Origin of the sequence: Methylobacterium dankookense, assembly GCF_902141855.1 — a bacterium.
GTDB classification, from domain to species: Bacteria; Pseudomonadota; Alphaproteobacteria; order Rhizobiales; family Beijerinckiaceae; genus Methylobacterium; species Methylobacterium dankookense.
On sequence record NZ_CABFVH010000026.1, the window covers coordinates 67181 to 82393 of the forward strand.

Here is a 15213-nt window from a genome sequence, read left to right on the forward strand (position 1 = left end):
TTCGGGCGAGCCATAGCGCGTCCAAGCCCTTCGGGGCAAAGGCCGATCTCAGGCCTCCTTCCCCGAGACGCCGGCCTGCGCGAAGGTCGCCATGTCGCGGTGGCAGGCCAGCGCGCCCTTGAGGAGGCCGATCGCCATCGCCGCGCCCGAGCCCTCGCCGAGGCGCATGTTCAGCGCCAGGAGCGGCCGGAGGCCGAGCCGTTCCAGCACCTCGGCATGCGCGCCCTCGGCCGAGACGTGGCCGGCGAGGCAGTGCTCCAGGGCGCGCGGGTCGAGGGCGTGCAGGATCGCCGCGGCGGCGGTCGAGACGTAGCCGTCGAGCACCACCGGAACGCGCTGCAGGCGGGCGGCGAGGATGGCGCCGGCCATCGCCGCGACCTCGCGCCCGCCGAGGCGGCGCAGCACCTCCAGCGGGTCGCCGAGATGACCGGCATGGTGGGCGAGTGCCGCCTCCACCGCCGTGACCTTGCGCGTGCGGCCCGCGTCGTCGACGCCGGTGCCGCGCCCGACCCAGTGGGCCGGGTCGCCCCCGAACAGGGCGGCGTAGAGGGCGGCGGCGACCGTGGTGTTGCCGATGCCCATCTCGCCGATGCCGAGGCAATCGGTGCCGGCGGCGATCGATTCCATGCCGAAGGCCATGGTGGCGACGGTGCCGCGCTCGTCGAGCGCCGGCCCCTCGCAGATGTCGCCGGTCGGCATGTCCACGGCGAGGTCGAACACCTTGAAGCCGAGGCCGTAGGCCGCGCAGATCTGGTTGATCGCCGCGCCCCCGGCGGCGAAGTTGTCGAGCATCTGCCGGTTGACCGCGTCGGGGAAGGCCGAGACGCCACGCTTCGTCACGCCGTGGCTGCCGGCGAAGACGCAGACCAGCGGCCGGTCGAGGGTGGGCTTGTCCTTGCCCTGCCAGGCGCCGAGCCAGGCGACGAGCTCCTCCATCCGCCCGAGCGCGCCCGCGGGCTTGGTGAGGGTGGCCTCGCGCTCCGCGATCGCCCGCAGGGCGGCCTCGTCGGCCTCCGGCATGGCCTCGACCAGGCGGCGGATATCGGCGAAGGGGCTCTCGGTCATGGTGCAATCCTGTGGGCGGCCCGCGCGCGGCTTGAAGCCGCGTCCCGCCAGCACGCTATAGTGAAGCGGGTTCAGGGGGTGAAGGCAGGGCGATGAACGGGCGACCCCAGGGCGGAGAGGCCGACTGGCCGGGGCGCGGCCTCCTGTCCGATCTCGCCACCTGCCTGCGCTTCTACTCGCGCCTGCCGGTGCCGCGCCTGCCCGGCGAGTCCGACCCGCACGCGGTGCCGGATTTCCGCCGCGCACCGCGGATGCTGCCCGCCGCGGGCCTGATCCTGGCGCTACCGGCCGCCCTGACGCTGCTCATCGCCTGGAAGCTCGGGCTCGGGCCGTTCCTGGCCGCGGGGCTGGCGCTCGCGGTCGCCGTCCTCGTCACGGGCGCGCTGCACGAGGACGGGCTCGCCGACGTGGCGGACGGCCTCGGCGGCGCCACGCGGGTGCGGCGCCTGGAGATCATGCGCGACAGCCGCGTGGGCACCTACGGCGCCACCGCCCTCGTCATCACCCTCGCCCTGCGGATGGGGGCGCTCGCCACGCTCCTCGATCGGGCCGGCGCCGCTGCGGCGGTGGCCCTGGTGCTCGCCGCTTCTCTCTCGCGCGTCGCCGCGCTCGCGCCGATGATGCTGCTCGGCCCGGCCCGGCCCGGGGGGCTCGGCGCCGCGGTCGGCAGCCCTGAGGCGTCGACGCTCTGGGTCGCCCTCGGCCTCGGTGCCGTCCTCGCCGCCCTGGCCTTGCCCTTCGGCCTGCCGGTCTCAGGCATCCTCGCGATGATCGTGCTGGGCGGGCTTGCGGCCCTCGGCATGACGCGGCTCGCCGCCGAGAAGCTCGGCGGCCAGACCGGCGACGTGGTCGGCGCCTGCCAGCAGGTCGCGGAGATCGCGGGACTCCTCGGCCTCATCGCCTGCCTGCCGGCTTGATTTGCGGCGCCGGCAGGCCGCATGGATCGGCCCATGTCCGCCAGCGCCAGCCCCAAGCCGCCCGCCAAGCCGTCCAGCCCCTGCACCAAGGTCTGCGTGCTCGATGCCCGCACGGGTCTGTGCCAGGGCTGCGGCCGCACCCGCGACGAGATCGCCCTGTGGGGCTCGCTCAGCGAGGCGCAGCGCCTCGCGATCATGGCCGGTCTCGAAGCGCGGCTGCGCGCGGCCTATCTACCGCCCGAGGGGACGCGGGCGTGAGGTTCGATGCTGTATCTGGTGCTCGGCGCGATCGTGATCGTGGTGGCCGTGCTCGTCGTCAGCGGCGACGGCGGCTCGATCGGCGGCGTCGAGCCTGATCAGCTCGCCGGGCTCGCCTTCGGCGTCGGCACCCTCGTCCTCGTCACGGCCGGCTACTGGCGCCGCTTCGGCGTGAATCTCGGCACGAACCTGCGCCACATGCTGATCTGGCTGGCGCTCGGGCTCGCCTGCCTCGTCGGCTACAGCTTTCGCGACGAGATCCAGGGCGTCAGCTCGCGGATGGTGGGTGCCCTGCGGCCCGGCACCGCCGTGACCGGTGCGGGCGACATCGTCACGATCACGCGGCGGCGCAACGGTGACTTCCGGGTGGAGGCCGAGGTGAACGGGCAGGTCCAGCCCTTCATCTTCGACACCGGCGCGAGCACCGTGGTCCTCACCGCCGAGGGCGCTGCGGCCCTGGGCATCCGCCCTGCGGAGTCCGAGTTCTCGACCCGCATCTCCACCGCCAACGGCACGGCCTATGCCGCACCGATCATGATCGACGCGATCACCATCGGGCCGATCACCGAGCGGCGCGTCTCCGGTCTCGTGGCGCGCTCGGGCATGCTGACCCAGAACCTGCTCGGCCAGAGCTTCCTGACACGCCTGCCCGGCTACGAGGTGCGCGGCGACCGCCTGATCCTGCGGGGGCGCTGACGGCATCGGGGGCGCCGAGGCGGCCCGACAATCGGGACGCATCCTCGCACGGGTGCGGGTGCCTGCCGGCGCGATGCGTATATAAGGCGCACCTGAACCCGGAGGGGCGGATCAGCCCCGCGTATCGAGGAGCCGGTGCCATGTCGCAGGTCGTGCAGTCCCGCCGCCTGAGAGCCGTGGATCTCGCCAAGCGCAAGGCGGCTGGCGAGAAGATCATCGCGCTCACCGCCTACCACGCCCACACCGCCGGCATCCTCGACGCCTATTGCGACTTCATCCTCGTGGGCGATTCCCTCGGCATGGTGATGCACGGGATGGAATCGACCCTGCCCGTCACCCTGGAGATGATGATCCTGCAGGCGCAGGCCGTCATCCGCGGCACGAGCCGGGCGCTCGTCGTGGTCGACATGCCCTTCGGCTCCTACGAGGCGAGCCGCGAGCAGGCCTTCATGAGCGCCGCGCGCATCCTCAAGGAGACGGGCGCGGGCGCGGTGAAGCTCGAGGGCGGGGCGCGCTTCGCCGAGACGGTGGCCTTCCTGACCCAGCGCGGCGTGCCGGTGATGGGCCATATCGGCCTCACGCCCCAGTCCATCAACACGATGGGCGGCTTCCGCGTGCAGGGAAAGGGGCCCGACGGCGAGCGCATCCTCTTGGAGGATGCCCGCGCCATCAGCGAGGCCGGCGCCTTCGCCATCGTGATGGAGGGCATCGTCGAGCCGGTGGCCCGGGCCATCGCCACCTCGCCCCAGGTGACGGCGGCGACCATCGGCATCGGCGCCTCCTCCTTCTGCGACGGGCAGATCCTGGTACTGGAGGACATGCTCGGCCTCTCCGAGCGCACGCCGAAATTCGTGAAGCAGTTCGGCTCGCTGCGCGCCCATATCGAGGCGGCGGTTAAGACCTATGCCGAGGAGGTCCGTGCCGGGCGCTTCCCGGAGGACGCGCACACCTACTGATCCGCCGAGGGTTTACGCCCTGCGTGAGGGCGTGACCCGCAGGCCCGGCGCGGGGCGCTCCAGCAGCACCTCGCGGCGGAAGCGCACGAGCTTGGCCGGCCGGCCGGCCGTGCCGCTGGTGACGGCCTCCGTCTCCTCGACGAGCCCCTGCTGCGCCACCAGGCGGCGGAAGTTCTGCTTGTGGAGCTGCGCGCCCGAGAGCGCCTCGACGGTGCGCTGGAGCTGGAGCAGGGTGAATTCCGGCGGCATCAGCTCGAACACCACCGGGCGGTACTTGATCTTGCCGCGCATGCGCCCGATCGCGGTGGCGAGCACCCGGCGATGGTCGAAGGCCATCGGCACGCCGGTCGGATCGCCCGGCAGGCTGCGGCCGGCATTGCCCTGCGCCTCGGGGATCAGCCCGGCCTCGAACAGAAGCTCGTAGCGCTCCAGCACGCGCTCGTCGTTCCAGGTGCCGCCGTTCAGTCCGAAGGTCAGGCCGAGCCGGTCCGCGCGCAGGCGCCGCAGCTTCGCGTCCTCGGGCTCGGCCGCCCAGGCCTCGAGCCGCGGCAGGATCGCGTCGAGCTGCGGCGGGCGGCCCTGGCGGAAATCCTCGTAGGGCAGGTAGCGGTACCAGTTCTGCCAGGCGGCCTCGGCGAGACCGGCCGACCGCTCCTCGCGCACCAGCGCCAGATAGGCCACCGAGAGCGAGTGCGCGCCGGCCCGGCCCTCGCCCGAGCGGTCGCGGTCGCCGAAGGTGTAGAGCTGCTCCACGTAGCCGAGGCGCTGGTGGGTCTGGCGCTCCACCCAGGCGCGCAGGCCGCGCTCCAGCGTGGCGTGTTCGGAGACGAGGGGGCCGGCGGGCAGCCCGTCGCCCCGCCCCGCGGCCTGGCCCGGGACCCGCACGGTGAGGGCGCGGGGCTCGCCCTCCATCGCCGCGACGATGACCGCGACGAGGCCGACGGAGGAGGCGTCGGCGGCCCGGTCGCCCGCCTCTTCCGCGCGCGCCTGCGTCTCTGTCGAATCCACCCTGGGCCTGCTCGCGGTGCCGCCTGGACGCGAACGACGCGCCCCCGGATCTGCTTTAGCCGCAGATCGGGCCGCCCGGTCAACAAAGCAGGCCTGCGCCATCCAACGCTTTGCCGGCACAGGCTTGTCGGGCTGCCGCAGGCTTGTCGGGCCGCCGCAGGCTTGTCGGGCTGCCGCAGGCTTGCCGAGCTGCCGCAGGCTTGCCGAGAGCTGCCGCAGGCTTGCCAACGGCCCGGAGGCGAACCAAACCCGCACGGGATGGACGATCGGAGGGATCGAGGCATGCGGACGTTCGAAGCCCGGAGGCGTGCATGAGCCGCTCGGCCTGTCCGGTGGACCTGCGCCTCTACGGATTGCTCGATGTCGGCGTCTGCGGGACCGACGGCGCGCGGCTCGCCGCCATGGCGGCCGAGGCGGTGGCCGGCGGCTGCACCCTGCTGCAATACCGCGAGAAGGACATCGCCGACGCGCGTGCCGCGCTCGAGCGCATCCGTGCGATCCATCAGGCGGTCGCCGGCCGCGCGCCGCTCCTCGTCAACGATCGCGTGGACCTCGCCCTGGCGGCCGGCGTCGAGGGCGTGCATCTCGGCCAGAGCGATCTGCATCCGGCCGATGCACGCCGGCTTCTCGGCGATGGCGCGATCATCGGCCTCACCCTGAAGACCGGCACCCAGGCCGACGAGCTCTACCGGCTGCCCGTGGATTATGCCTGCATCGGCGGCGTCTTCGCCACGACGAGCAAGGACAACCCGGATCCGCCGGTCGGGCTCGACGGGCTGAACCGCATCGTCTTCCGGGCGCGGCTGGCCCGCGGCGCCGACCTGCCGCTCGGCGCCATCGCCGGGATCGATTCGAGCAACGTCGCCGCGGTGATCGCGGCGGGCGCGGACGGCGTCGCGGTGATCCGCGCCCTGTTCGGGGCCGAATCGGTCGAGGGCCGGGCGCGCGACCTGCGGGCGCGGATCGACGCGGCGCTCGGCGAGCGCGGGGCCAGGCCGTGATCGCGCTCACCATCGCGGGCTCGGATTCGGGCGGCGGTGCCGGCATCCAGGCCGACCTCAAGACCTTCTCGGCGCTCGGCGTCTACGGCGCCAGCGCGATCACGGCGCTGACCGCCCAGAACACGCGCGGCGTCCAGGGGATCCACGACGTGCCGCCGGCCTTCGTCGCGGCCCAGTGCGACAGCGTCTTCTCCGATCTCGCGGTGCGGGCCGTGAAGATCGGCATGCTCGGGCGCGCGCCGGTGATCGAGGCGGTGGCCGACGCCCTCGACCGGCACGCACAGGGCATCCCGGTGGTGCTCGATCCGGTGATGGTGGCCACCAGCGGCGACCGCCTCCTCGACGACGCGGCCGTCTCGGCCCTGCGCGGGCGCCTGATGCGGCGGGCCGACCTGATCACCCCCAATCTGCCCGAGGCCGCCGCCCTGCTCGGCGAGCCGGTGGCCGCGGACGTGGACGAGGCGGAGGCGCAGGGGCGCCGCCTGCTCGCGCTCGGCGCCCGCGCCGTGCTGGTCAAGGGCGGCCACGGCGCCGAGGCCGAGAGCGTCGACGTGCTGGTCACGCCCGGCGGCGCCCGGCGCCTCGCCGCGCCGCGGGTGACGACCCGCAACACCCATGGGACCGGCTGCACCCTGTCGGCCGCGATCGCGGCGGAATTGGCGAAGGGCGCGAGCCTCGCGGAGGCCGTGGAGCAGGGCAAGCTCTACGTCAGCGGCGCCATCGCCGCCGCGGACCGGCTGAGCATCGGCCACAGCCACGGCCCGGTCCACCACTTCTTCCGCCAATGGGGCTGACGAATCCCACCGGATGCTTGCGCGGGCCCTGGATTTGCGTTTGAAGGAGCGTACGTTCGTTCGGATAACGGAACGATTTTCAGGCACGGCGGCACGATGCAGGACCAGGCGGAACGGATCGAGCGCGGGCGCGGCCGCGACCTCCTGACCGGCGCGCAGGCCCTGTCGGGACAGCTCGGCAAGACCATCCAGCGGCTGCGCAAGGCCTACAACCTCTCGCTCTCGGAACTCGCCGAGCAGTCGGGCGTGGCCAAGTCGATCATCAGCCAGATCGAGCGCAACGAGACCAACCCGACGCTGGCCACGATCTGGCGGCTCTCCCAGGCCCTCGACGTCTCGATCGAGCGGGTGCTCGCGGCCAACGACGAGGAGCCCTTCATCGAGAAGACCTCCCGCGCCGACACGCCGATCCTCCTCTCCGAGGACGGCAAGGTGCGGCTCGCCATCATCGGCTGGGTCAAGACCATCGAGTGGCTGCAATGGTACGACGTCTCGGCCGATCCGGGCGGGGTGCTCGATTCCGATCCGCACCAGCGCGGCTCGGTGGAGTCGCTCTCGGTGCATGAGGGGATCTTCGAGGTCGAGGTCGGCGGCGTCGTGCAGGTGGGGCGCGCGGGCGAGACCCTGCGCTACCGCTGCGACCGGCCCCACACCGTGCGCTGCATCGGCAAGGAGGCCGGCCGGGCCACCATGGTGGTGATCATGAAGGCGGCGGTGATGGAGTAGCGCGCGAGAGCGCTCCTAAGTCGAAGTGGATGCTGGTTCGGCGAACGAGAGCGCGTCGAAACAAGGGCTTAGAGCCGTGCCCCGTCGCAACGCGGTCGGGAACGGCTCTAACTGCGCGCTCACCGTCCTGAGTTCACCCAGCGGACCATGTCGCCGAGCACGGTGGCGAGCGCCGCGTCGAGGGCGACCGCGCCGTTGCCCGCATCCACCGCCTTCACGGGCACGCGGGCGGTGAAGACCCGCGCGGCCACGACCCGACCGGTCCCTTCCGCAATGAGCTTGGCCGAGAGGTCGACCACCGCCTCGCCGCTGCCGGCCGCGATGTCGAAGGCGCGGATCTCGCTGATCAGCTGGTAGTCGGACAGGATCTTGTCGCCCGGCCGGCTGACCGAGCGGAGCCGCCCCGAATTCTCCAGGCTCTGGATCAGCCGGGTCTGGACCAGGCGCGGCAGGCGGTCGGCCCATTGGCCGCCGCCGAGGAAGGACAGCGAGCCGCCCTGCTCGCGCACGATGATCCGATCCGACTCGAAGGGCTGGATGCCGACGGGCTCCGCCACCACGATCGCGCGGCCGGCCGCGACCGCGCGGCCCGAGGGGGGCAGGGCGGCGAGGTCGAAGGTCAGCGGTGCGCCGCCGCCGCCGCATCCGCCGAGGGCGGGCGCGAGCAGGGCGACGAGCGCGAGGGCCGGGACGGTCTGGTTCATACGGTCAACCTGCTGGGCGCCGGACGGGCCGGTGCCGTGACGTGCATCTCGCGAGGCTCCCGACCGGCGGGAGACGCCCCTCCGGCCGCGGACGGCGCCGCTGGAGTTCTGCGAGAGGCACTAAGCTGCGCCGTAGAAACTACGCAAGGAGCCGTCCCGTGCCGTGCGGCGAGGCACATACTCCCAGGAAAAGTCGGCTCTAGCGGCCACCGTTGTATTCCGGCAACGACGGCTTGCCGCCGAAGATCACCTGCGAGGGGTCGCGCTCCAGGTTCTTCACGGTGCGGTTCAGGGTGTTGAGCGTGCGCTGGCCGTCGGTGGAGAGCGCCTCGACCTCGCGGCGGCCGCTGCCCGAGAGCCGGTTGAAGCTCGTGGCGATGTTGGCCGTGCGCTTGTCGAGGTTCTCCGAGAGGGTGCGGAAGGCGCGGCCCGCGTCGCGCACCGAGATCGCGGCCTCGCGCACCTCGGTGAAGGTCGAGGAGCCCTGCTCGCCCGAGGCCGAGCCGAGGAAGCCCTCGGCGCCCTTCAGCACGCCGTCGATGCGGTCGGCCGAGGCGCTGAGCTTTCCGGCCAGCGCGCGGGCATCGTGCAGGCCGGCCTCGATGTCGGGGCTGGCATTGGCGAGGGCGCCGGAGAAGCGGTCGGCATTGGCGATCACCCGGTTGAGGCGCTCGCCGTCGACGGATTTCACGAGGCCGGCGATCGAGGGCCCGGCATCGGCCAGCGTCTTCGAGAAGGACTCGACGTTGGCGAGCGTCCGGTTGATCGCGCCTTCATTGCCCGCCACCACCTTGTCGAGGCGCTGCAGCACGTCGTCGGCGCGCTGGGCGATCTGCTTGGCCGCCGCCATCATGTCCTGGATGTCGGAGGAATCGGCGAAGATCGTCGGCATCTCGCCGCCGGAGCCGGCCTTCAGCGGCGGCGCGTCGGCGTTGCCGCCCGACAGCGCGATCACCGAGACGCCGGTGAGCATGGCCGAGTCGAGGCGCGCGCGGGTATCGGCGCGCAAGGGCGTCGAGGGCTCGACCTTGATGAGGGCGATCACGCGCCGCGGATCCTGCGGCAGCAGGCTCACCTCCGAGACCTCGCCGACCTTGATGCCGTTGAAGGTCACGCTCGAGCCGCGCGACAGGCCGCCGACGCTGCCCGAGAACACGATCCGCACGGCCTGGGCGACCTGCCGGGACGAGCCGCCCGAGAGCCAGAGCACGAAGCCGAAGCCGACCAGGATCACCGCGACGGTGAAGGCGCCGATGAGGGCGTAGTTCGCACGCGTCTCCATGCGTCAGTCCTTGGCCGGAGCTTGGCGTTTCGCGCGGTGCGGGGCCGCACCCGGCGCGACCCGCATGGGGATGGACACGGGGATGAACACGGGGATACGGGCAGGCTCAGGCATGGGCGGGCTCCCCCGTGACGATCGCGCGGGCGCGCTTGCCGTGGAAATACGAGCGCAGCCAGGGATGGTCGTGGCTGAGCATGTGCTCGATCGGCCCTGCCGCGATGATCTGTCCGTCGCCGAGCGCCGCGATGCGGTCGCAGGCGGTGTAGAGGCTGTCGAGGTCGTGCGTCACCATGAAGACGGTGAGCCCGAGCGTCTGCTTCAGGGTCGCGACGAGGTCGTCGAACTCGCCCGCGCCGATCGGGTCGAGGCCCGAGGTCGGCTCGTCGAGGAACAGGATCTCCGGGTCGAGCGCCAGCGAGCGGGCGAGCGCCGCGCGCTTGATCATGCCGCCGGACAGCTCGGACGGGTACTTGTCCGCGGCCTCGGGCTTGAGGCCGACCATCTCGATCTTGAGCCGCGCGAACTCGTCGAGCAGGCGCTCGGACAGGTTCAGGTGCTCGCGCATCGGCACCTGGATGTTCTGCTTGACGGTGAGCGCCGAGAACAGGGCGCCGTGCTGGAACAGCACGCCCCAGCGCTGCTCGATCCGGCGGCGCTCGGCCAGCGTCATCCCGTCCATGTCCTGGCCGAACACCTCGATCGTGCCCGAGCGCTTGGGCACGAGGCCGAGGATGGTGCGGGTCAGCACCGACTTGCCCTGGCCGGAGGGCCCGACGAAGCCGAGGATCTCGCCGCGGCGGATGTCGAGGTTGAGGCCCTTGAGGATCGTGCGGTCGCGAAAGCCCACGACGAGGTCGCGCACGCGAATGATCGGGTCGGCCTCTTCAGGTCTGGTGAGTTCTGCGCGCATGTCCGGCTCAGAAATCGATCGCCGCGAAGAAGACGGCGAACAGGCCGTCCAGGACGATCACCATGAAGATGGACTTGACGACTGAGGCGGTGACGTGGCGGCCGAGGGATTCGGCCGAGCCTTCCACGGCGAAGCCCTCGATCGTCGCGATGATGCCGATGGTGAGGGCCATGAAGGGCGCCTTGATCAGGCCGACGAAGACGTGGTGCAGGCCGACCGCGGCCTGGAGCCGGGCCAGGAACTGGTCGAGCGTCAGCCCGCCATAGGCCATGGCGGTGAGGCCGCCGCCCAGCAGCGCGGCGAGCGCGCCGATCAGGGTCAGCATCGGCAGGCCGACCACCAGGGCGAGGATGCGCGGGACGATCAGCACCTCGACGGGGTCGAGGCCCATGACGCGCAGGGCGTCGACCTCCTCGCGCATGCGCATGGAGCCGATCTCGGCGGTGAAGGCCGAGCCGGAGCGGCCCGCCACCATGATCGAGGTGAGGAGCACGCCGAGTTCGCGCAGGATCAGCAGGCCGATCAGATTGACCACGAAGGCCTGCGCGCCGAAGCGCTGCAACTGGAAGATGCCCTGCTGCGCGACGATGCCGCCGACGAGGAACGAGATCAGGATGATGATCGGCGCGCCGCGCAGCGCCACCTGCTCGACTTGGTTGACGAAGGCGCTGGTGCGGAAGCTGCGCGGCCGCGCCGCGACCCGTCCGCAGGCCGTCACCACCTCGCCGAGGAAGGCGATCCCGGTGACGATGTCCTGCCCGCCCCCGGCCACGCGGCGGCCGAGCCCGTCGAGCAGGCCGTAGAGATAGCCGTGGCGGGGGCCGGCCGCCGCTTCCGGCTCGCGCAGGCCCACCTCGCCGAGCAGGATGCGGTGCTCGGGCCGCGCCCCGGCATAGCCGAGCCGGCCACCGGCTGCCTCGATCTCGCCGCGGGTCCGCTCCAGCACCCAGGCGCCCAGCGTGTCGAGGCGCTCGACATGGGTGAGATCGACGACGATCGCCCGGCCCGCGCCGGCCGCGGCGATGCGCGCGGCGGCGGCCTCAACGGCGGCGCCCTGGTCGGTCGTCCAGCGCCCGTCGAGGGCGAGACGGCCGTCGGCCTCCGCCGCGACGCGCGCGCCCGCTTCCTCGCCCGTCCGGGCTCGCGCGGCGCTCAGCACGCGGGCCCTCCGATGGTGGCTGCCAGGATCATCACGCGGCCCCTCCTGCGCCGCTCTTATGTCCAGATTAGGGTTACGGGATTCTATGCTTACGGTTGCAATGTGTGCCCGCGCACGCGCCGCGCCGCCAGGACCGTGAGCGCGAGGCCGGTGGCAGCGAGCGGCGCCATCAGCGCGAAGGCCACGGGCCCGCCGCTGCGATAGGCGAAGCCGGAGAGCAGGGTGGCCGAGGCCGAGACCGTGGCGTTGACCGCGCTCACCGTGCCCTGCGCCCGGCCGCGGGCGCCCTCCGGGCTGAACCCCGAGACGGCGGCCATGGCGCCGAGCTGCGTCGCCCCGAAGGTGAAGCCGTGGAGCGCCTGCAGCAGGACGAGCAGGACGAGCGAATCCCCGAACGCGTAGAGCCCGAGCGCCCGGACCAGCGCGGCGAGCCCGCCGAGACCGAGCAGCCGGAAGGGCGTGCGCCAGCGTGCCGGTAGCCGGCCGATCAGGGCGAACAGCACGATCTCCGAGAGGACGCCCACCGCCCAGAGCCCGCCGACCGTCGCGGTGGAATGGCCGAGCCCGGTCCAGTGGATGCTGCCGAAGCCGTAGATCGCGGCGTGGCTCGCCTGGATCGCGCCCGCCGCGCCGATGCAGAGCCAGAGATGGAGCGGCAGGCGCGGGCGCGGCCCCTCCGGGACGGTGCTCGGCGGCGGCGCCACCGAGCGGCTGCGATGGGCGACGAGGCAGGCGATCAGGGCGAGCCCGGTCAGCAGCAGCGGCACCGCGATCTCTCCGCCGAGCGCACCGAGCAGCGCGCCCCCGATGAGGTTCGCGGCGAGGAAGGCGATCGAGCCGGCCATGCGGATGCGGGCATAGTCGAGCCGCGGCCGGGCCCGCACCGCGGCAAGCGTCAGGAAGTCGATGCTCGGCACAAGCGGCGCCGCCGCCACCGCGTTGAGCACGGTGAGCGCGGCGAGGAGCGGCCAGCCGAGCGGGGCGGCGGCCGGCATCAGCAGGTAGGTCAGCGCGACCCCGAGGCTGCCGGCGACGATCAGCCGGCGCGGGCCGACGCCGCGGTCGATCAGGCTCATCAGCGGCGCGGTGGCGACGATGCGCGTCGCGATCGGCAGCGCCAGCAGCAGGCCGATCACCGTGGCGTCGAGGCCGAGCGCGTCGAGCCAGACTGGCATGAACGGCATGGCGATGCCGATCTCCACGAACACCACGGCGTAGAGCAGCGACAGGCGGAAGGCGCCGGGTTCCGGCGCCGGGGTGGGTGCAGGGGAGGGAGGCAAGACCTGAGATGGGGGCGTAAGCGCCCGTTAAACAGCTTGGATCAAAGTGTATGCAGCGCGTGTGCCGGCCTGTGCGGGCCGCGGCGCGCCGAGTTCCGTGAGGACGCGTAGCATGTCCGGCACCCAGTCGCCCATCCTCTTCGCCCCGGACGCCTACGACGTGATCGCGGCGGCGATGACCGAGAGCGAGCGCGGGCGCTGGTTCCTGGAGGAGCATGCCCGCCGCAGCCGCGGGCCGGACACCGTGACCCTCCTCGACGCGATCGGCCGGATCGAGAACGCGATCACGGCGCAGCGCGGCCCGGAGGATGTCGGGCACCTGCGCGGCAGCCTCCTCGACATGGCCAACGCGATCAGCCGGACCAAGGCCGAGATCGCGGCGATCAGCGTGCCGGAGCAGGACCAGAGCCGGCTCGGCGTCGCCTCGGAGGCGCTCGACGCCATCGTGCGCACCACCGAGCGCGCCACCTCGGACATCCTCGGCGCCGCCGAGGACGTGCAGGAGACCGCCTGGACCCTGCGCGAGCGCGGCGTCGACGCGGATGTCTGCGACCGGCTCGACCGGCACGCCACCCAGATCTACACGGCCTGCTCGTTCCAGGACCTGACGGCGCAGCGCATCAGCCGCATCGTGAATACCCTGCGCTACCTGGAAGACCGCCTGAGCGCGATGATCACGATCTGGGACAGCGCGGACGAGCGCATCCCGCCCGGCCCCGAGACGGCCCCGCGCGCCGCCGCGGTCCCGATCGACCTGAGCCAGAGCGACGTCGACCGCTTCATCGACATGCAGGGCGACGTGCAGGCCCCCGAGGCGGCAGGTGCGATTGCCCGCGCGCCGATCCTTCTCGACGAGACGATCGACTTCCTCCCCGCCGCCGAGATGCCGGAGGCGTTCGAGGCTGAGGAGGCTACCGACACGGCCGCGCTCGACGAGGCCTTCTCCGTCGATGCGGACGAACTGGCCTTCGCGGAGGAGGCCGACGACGACCTCGCTTTCGCGGCCGAGGAGCCCGCCGCCGAGGCCGCCGGCATCGAGACCGCCGAGACCGGGATCGTGGCCGACCTCGATGACCTCGCCTTCGCGATCGAGACCGAGACCGAGACCGTCGCCGAGCCGGAGGAGCCGGCCTCGGCCGAGCCGCGCCCTGCTAATCCGGCGCGCCAGACGGAGCTGGACCTCGGCGACATCGACCTGCTCAGCATCGAGGAGAAGCTGGCTCTGTTCTCCTGAAGGCGACCGCGCGCCGCTGTCGCCGCGGCGCCCGCATCGGTCTATGGAGTCGGCTCGGTGCCGGGCTGCCCGGTACGCGCCACCAGCCCCGCCCGTGACCAAGCCCGTCCTGCATCTGCTCAAGCTCAGCGTCGGCCCGACCTCCATCGCCGACCTTGCCGACCGGCACGCCCGGTTCCGCGAGGAGGCCCTGCGCGAGGGCCGCGACCCATCACCCGTGCACGTGACCCGGATGGTCCCGTCGCGGCGGGCCGAGATCGCCGGGCGCGGCTCGATCTTCTGGGTGATCAAGGGCACCCTGTGCTGCCGGCAGGTGCTGACCGCGATCGAGCCGGTGACCGGCACGGACGGCATCCCGCGCTGCCGCCTGGTGCTCGGGGATCGCCTGATCCCCGTGTCGCCGCGGCCCTGCCGCCCGTTCCAGGGCTGGCGCTACCTCGCGGCCAAGGACGCGCCCGTCGACCTCGACGCCGCCGCGGCGGGCGACCTCGCCGAGATGCCGGAGGCTCTGCGTCGCGAACTCGCCGGGCTCGGCCTGCTCTGAGACCGCGTCCGGTCGATCAGACCGGACGCGGTCTCGGCCAAGCCCGCGCGGCGCTCGAGCGAAGGCGACATCCGCCACCCCGAAGGGATCACCCGGATGTCGCACGATGTGCCGCGGCCCCGCTCTTCGTCTCATGCCCCCTCGAAGCGCCCGCTCGCATGGGCGAGCATGGTGTAGACCTTGCCCGTCTCCGAGGTGAGGTAGGCGTCGGCCCGGCGGGTGTCGGGGTCGTTCTTCATCACGTCCCCGAGCAGCCGCTCGAACTCGCCGACATAGCGGTCGACGGCGCGGCGGAACTCGACCTCGCCCCGGTAGCGGCGCTGGATCTCCGCGAAGGTCTGGCGACCCTGCGCGGTGTAGATCCGCGGCTGGAACAGGTTCGATTCGCCGCGGCGGTAGCGCTCCCACAGGTCCACGGCCGTGCGGTGGTCGATCATCCGGCCGATATCGTTCGAGATCGACTCGAGCGCGCGGGCGGGGTCGGCCGCCGGGGCCTGTCCGGTCCGGGCCGGAGCCTCCTCCTCCTCGTCGAGGGAGGCCCGGGTCAGCAGGTCGGAGAGCCAGCCGCTCTTGTCGGCCCCGGCCGCCGGGCGGCCGGCGCGGGGCGCTTCCGTCCGGGCCGGCGCCGGGTTGCGCGGCGCCGGTTGCGGGCTCGCCTGGGCCGCCGGCTGGCCGGCCG

At 72.6% G+C, this 15213-nt stretch carries 17 protein-coding genes; 9 read left to right on the top strand and 8 right to left on the bottom strand.

All coding sequences use genetic code 11. From position 1 onward, the window contains the following. Positions 1 to 48: 48 nt before the first annotated feature. Positions 49 to 1065, bottom strand: a complete 1017-nt coding sequence (gene cobT, locus MTDSW087_RS18440) for a nicotinate-nucleotide--dimethylbenzimidazole phosphoribosyltransferase (protein ID WP_144766358.1) — start codon at positions 1063 to 1065, stop codon at positions 49 to 51. A 92-nt stretch (positions 1066 to 1157) separates the two neighbouring features. On the opposite strand from cobT, the gene cobS reads away from it, so the two are divergent. The 4 genes from cobS (at position 1158) to panB (ending at position 3892) form a co-directional block, all read left to right on the top strand. Next, the gene (cobS, locus tag MTDSW087_RS18445) at positions 1158 to 1982 is read left to right on the top strand and encodes an adenosylcobinamide-GDP ribazoletransferase (RefSeq protein ID WP_144766359.1); all 825 of its coding nucleotides are present in this window, start codon (positions 1158 to 1160) and stop codon (positions 1980 to 1982) included. A 33-nt stretch (positions 1983 to 2015) separates the two neighbouring features. Next, positions 2016 to 2240, top strand: coding sequence for a DUF1289 domain-containing protein (locus MTDSW087_RS18450; protein WP_144766360.1), 225 nt, complete (start codon positions 2016 to 2018; stop codon positions 2238 to 2240). Positions 2241 to 2246: 6 nt separating this feature from the next. Further along, complete coding sequence (locus MTDSW087_RS18455) at positions 2247 to 2936, top strand: retropepsin-like aspartic protease family protein (protein ID WP_144766361.1); 690 nt, start codon at positions 2247 to 2249, stop codon at positions 2934 to 2936. A 140-nt stretch (positions 2937 to 3076) separates the two neighbouring features. Further along, a complete protein-coding gene (gene panB / locus MTDSW087_RS18460) occupies positions 3077 to 3892 on the top strand; it encodes a 3-methyl-2-oxobutanoate hydroxymethyltransferase (protein ID WP_144766362.1) in 816 nt (271 codons plus the stop codon). Positions 3893 to 3904: 12 nt separating this feature from the next. Here the strand turns inward: panB and MTDSW087_RS18465 are convergent, their stop codons facing one another. Beyond that, positions 3905 to 4900 (bottom strand): NUDIX hydrolase, encoded by a 996-nt coding sequence (locus tag MTDSW087_RS18465; RefSeq protein WP_144766363.1) that lies wholly within the window; start codon positions 4898 to 4900, stop codon positions 3905 to 3907. Positions 4901 to 5211: 311 nt separating this feature from the next. On the opposite strand from MTDSW087_RS18465, the gene thiE reads away from it, so the two are divergent. The 3 genes from thiE to MTDSW087_RS18480 all read left to right on the top strand — a co-directional run bounded on the left by thiE (position 5212) and on the right by MTDSW087_RS18480 (position 7421). Then, positions 5212 to 5901: a thiamine phosphate synthase gene (gene thiE / locus MTDSW087_RS30890; RefSeq protein ID WP_144766364.1), complete on the top strand. Its 690-nt coding sequence runs from the start codon at positions 5212 to 5214 to the stop codon at positions 5899 to 5901. Further along, positions 5898 to 6695: a bifunctional hydroxymethylpyrimidine kinase/phosphomethylpyrimidine kinase gene (gene thiD, locus MTDSW087_RS30895; protein ID WP_144766365.1), complete on the top strand. Its 798-nt coding sequence runs from the start codon at positions 5898 to 5900 to the stop codon at positions 6693 to 6695. Before thiE ends, thiD begins: the two co-directional genes overlap by 4 nt. Before the next feature lie 96 nt (positions 6696 to 6791). Then, positions 6792 to 7421 (top strand): XRE family transcriptional regulator, encoded by a 630-nt coding sequence (locus tag MTDSW087_RS18480; RefSeq protein ID WP_144766366.1) that lies wholly within the window; start codon positions 6792 to 6794, stop codon positions 7419 to 7421. A gap of 119 nt (positions 7422 to 7540) precedes the next feature. Here MTDSW087_RS18480 and MTDSW087_RS18485 read toward each other — a convergent pair whose 3' ends face one another. The 5 genes from MTDSW087_RS18485 to MTDSW087_RS18505 form a co-directional block, all read right to left on the bottom strand. Next, the gene (locus MTDSW087_RS18485) at positions 7541 to 8125 is read right to left on the bottom strand and encodes an ABC-type transport auxiliary lipoprotein family protein (RefSeq protein WP_144766367.1); all 585 of its coding nucleotides are present in this window, start codon (positions 8123 to 8125) and stop codon (positions 7541 to 7543) included. Between the two features lie 199 nt (positions 8126 to 8324). Further along, positions 8325 to 9407, bottom strand: coding sequence for an MlaD family protein (locus tag MTDSW087_RS18490; RefSeq protein ID WP_144766368.1), 1083 nt, complete (start codon positions 9405 to 9407; stop codon positions 8325 to 8327). Between the two features lie 106 nt (positions 9408 to 9513). Beyond that, entirely contained in the window at positions 9514 to 10317 is an 804-nt protein-coding gene (locus MTDSW087_RS18495; RefSeq protein WP_186383900.1) for an ABC transporter ATP-binding protein, read from the bottom strand. Between the two features lie 7 nt (positions 10318 to 10324). Further along, complete coding sequence (locus MTDSW087_RS18500) at positions 10325 to 11476, bottom strand: ABC transporter permease (protein WP_144766369.1); 1152 nt, start codon at positions 11474 to 11476, stop codon at positions 10325 to 10327. A gap of 89 nt (positions 11477 to 11565) precedes the next feature. Further along, positions 11566 to 12756, bottom strand: a complete 1191-nt coding sequence (locus MTDSW087_RS18505) for an MFS transporter (protein WP_144766370.1) — start codon at positions 12754 to 12756, stop codon at positions 11566 to 11568. Between the two features lie 112 nt (positions 12757 to 12868). On the opposite strand from MTDSW087_RS18505, the gene MTDSW087_RS18510 reads away from it, so the two are divergent. After that, the gene (locus tag MTDSW087_RS18510) at positions 12869 to 13990 is read left to right on the top strand and encodes a protein phosphatase CheZ (RefSeq protein WP_144766371.1); all 1122 of its coding nucleotides are present in this window, start codon (positions 12869 to 12871) and stop codon (positions 13988 to 13990) included. Between the two features lie 94 nt (positions 13991 to 14084). Further along, positions 14085 to 14534, top strand: coding sequence for a DUF1489 family protein (locus tag MTDSW087_RS18515; RefSeq protein ID WP_244948392.1), 450 nt, complete (start codon positions 14085 to 14087; stop codon positions 14532 to 14534). A gap of 131 nt (positions 14535 to 14665) precedes the next feature. Here MTDSW087_RS18515 and MTDSW087_RS18520 read toward each other — a convergent pair. Then, the coding region (locus MTDSW087_RS18520) for a hypothetical protein (protein ID WP_144766373.1) at positions 14666 to 15213 on the bottom strand (548 nt) is incomplete at its 5' end.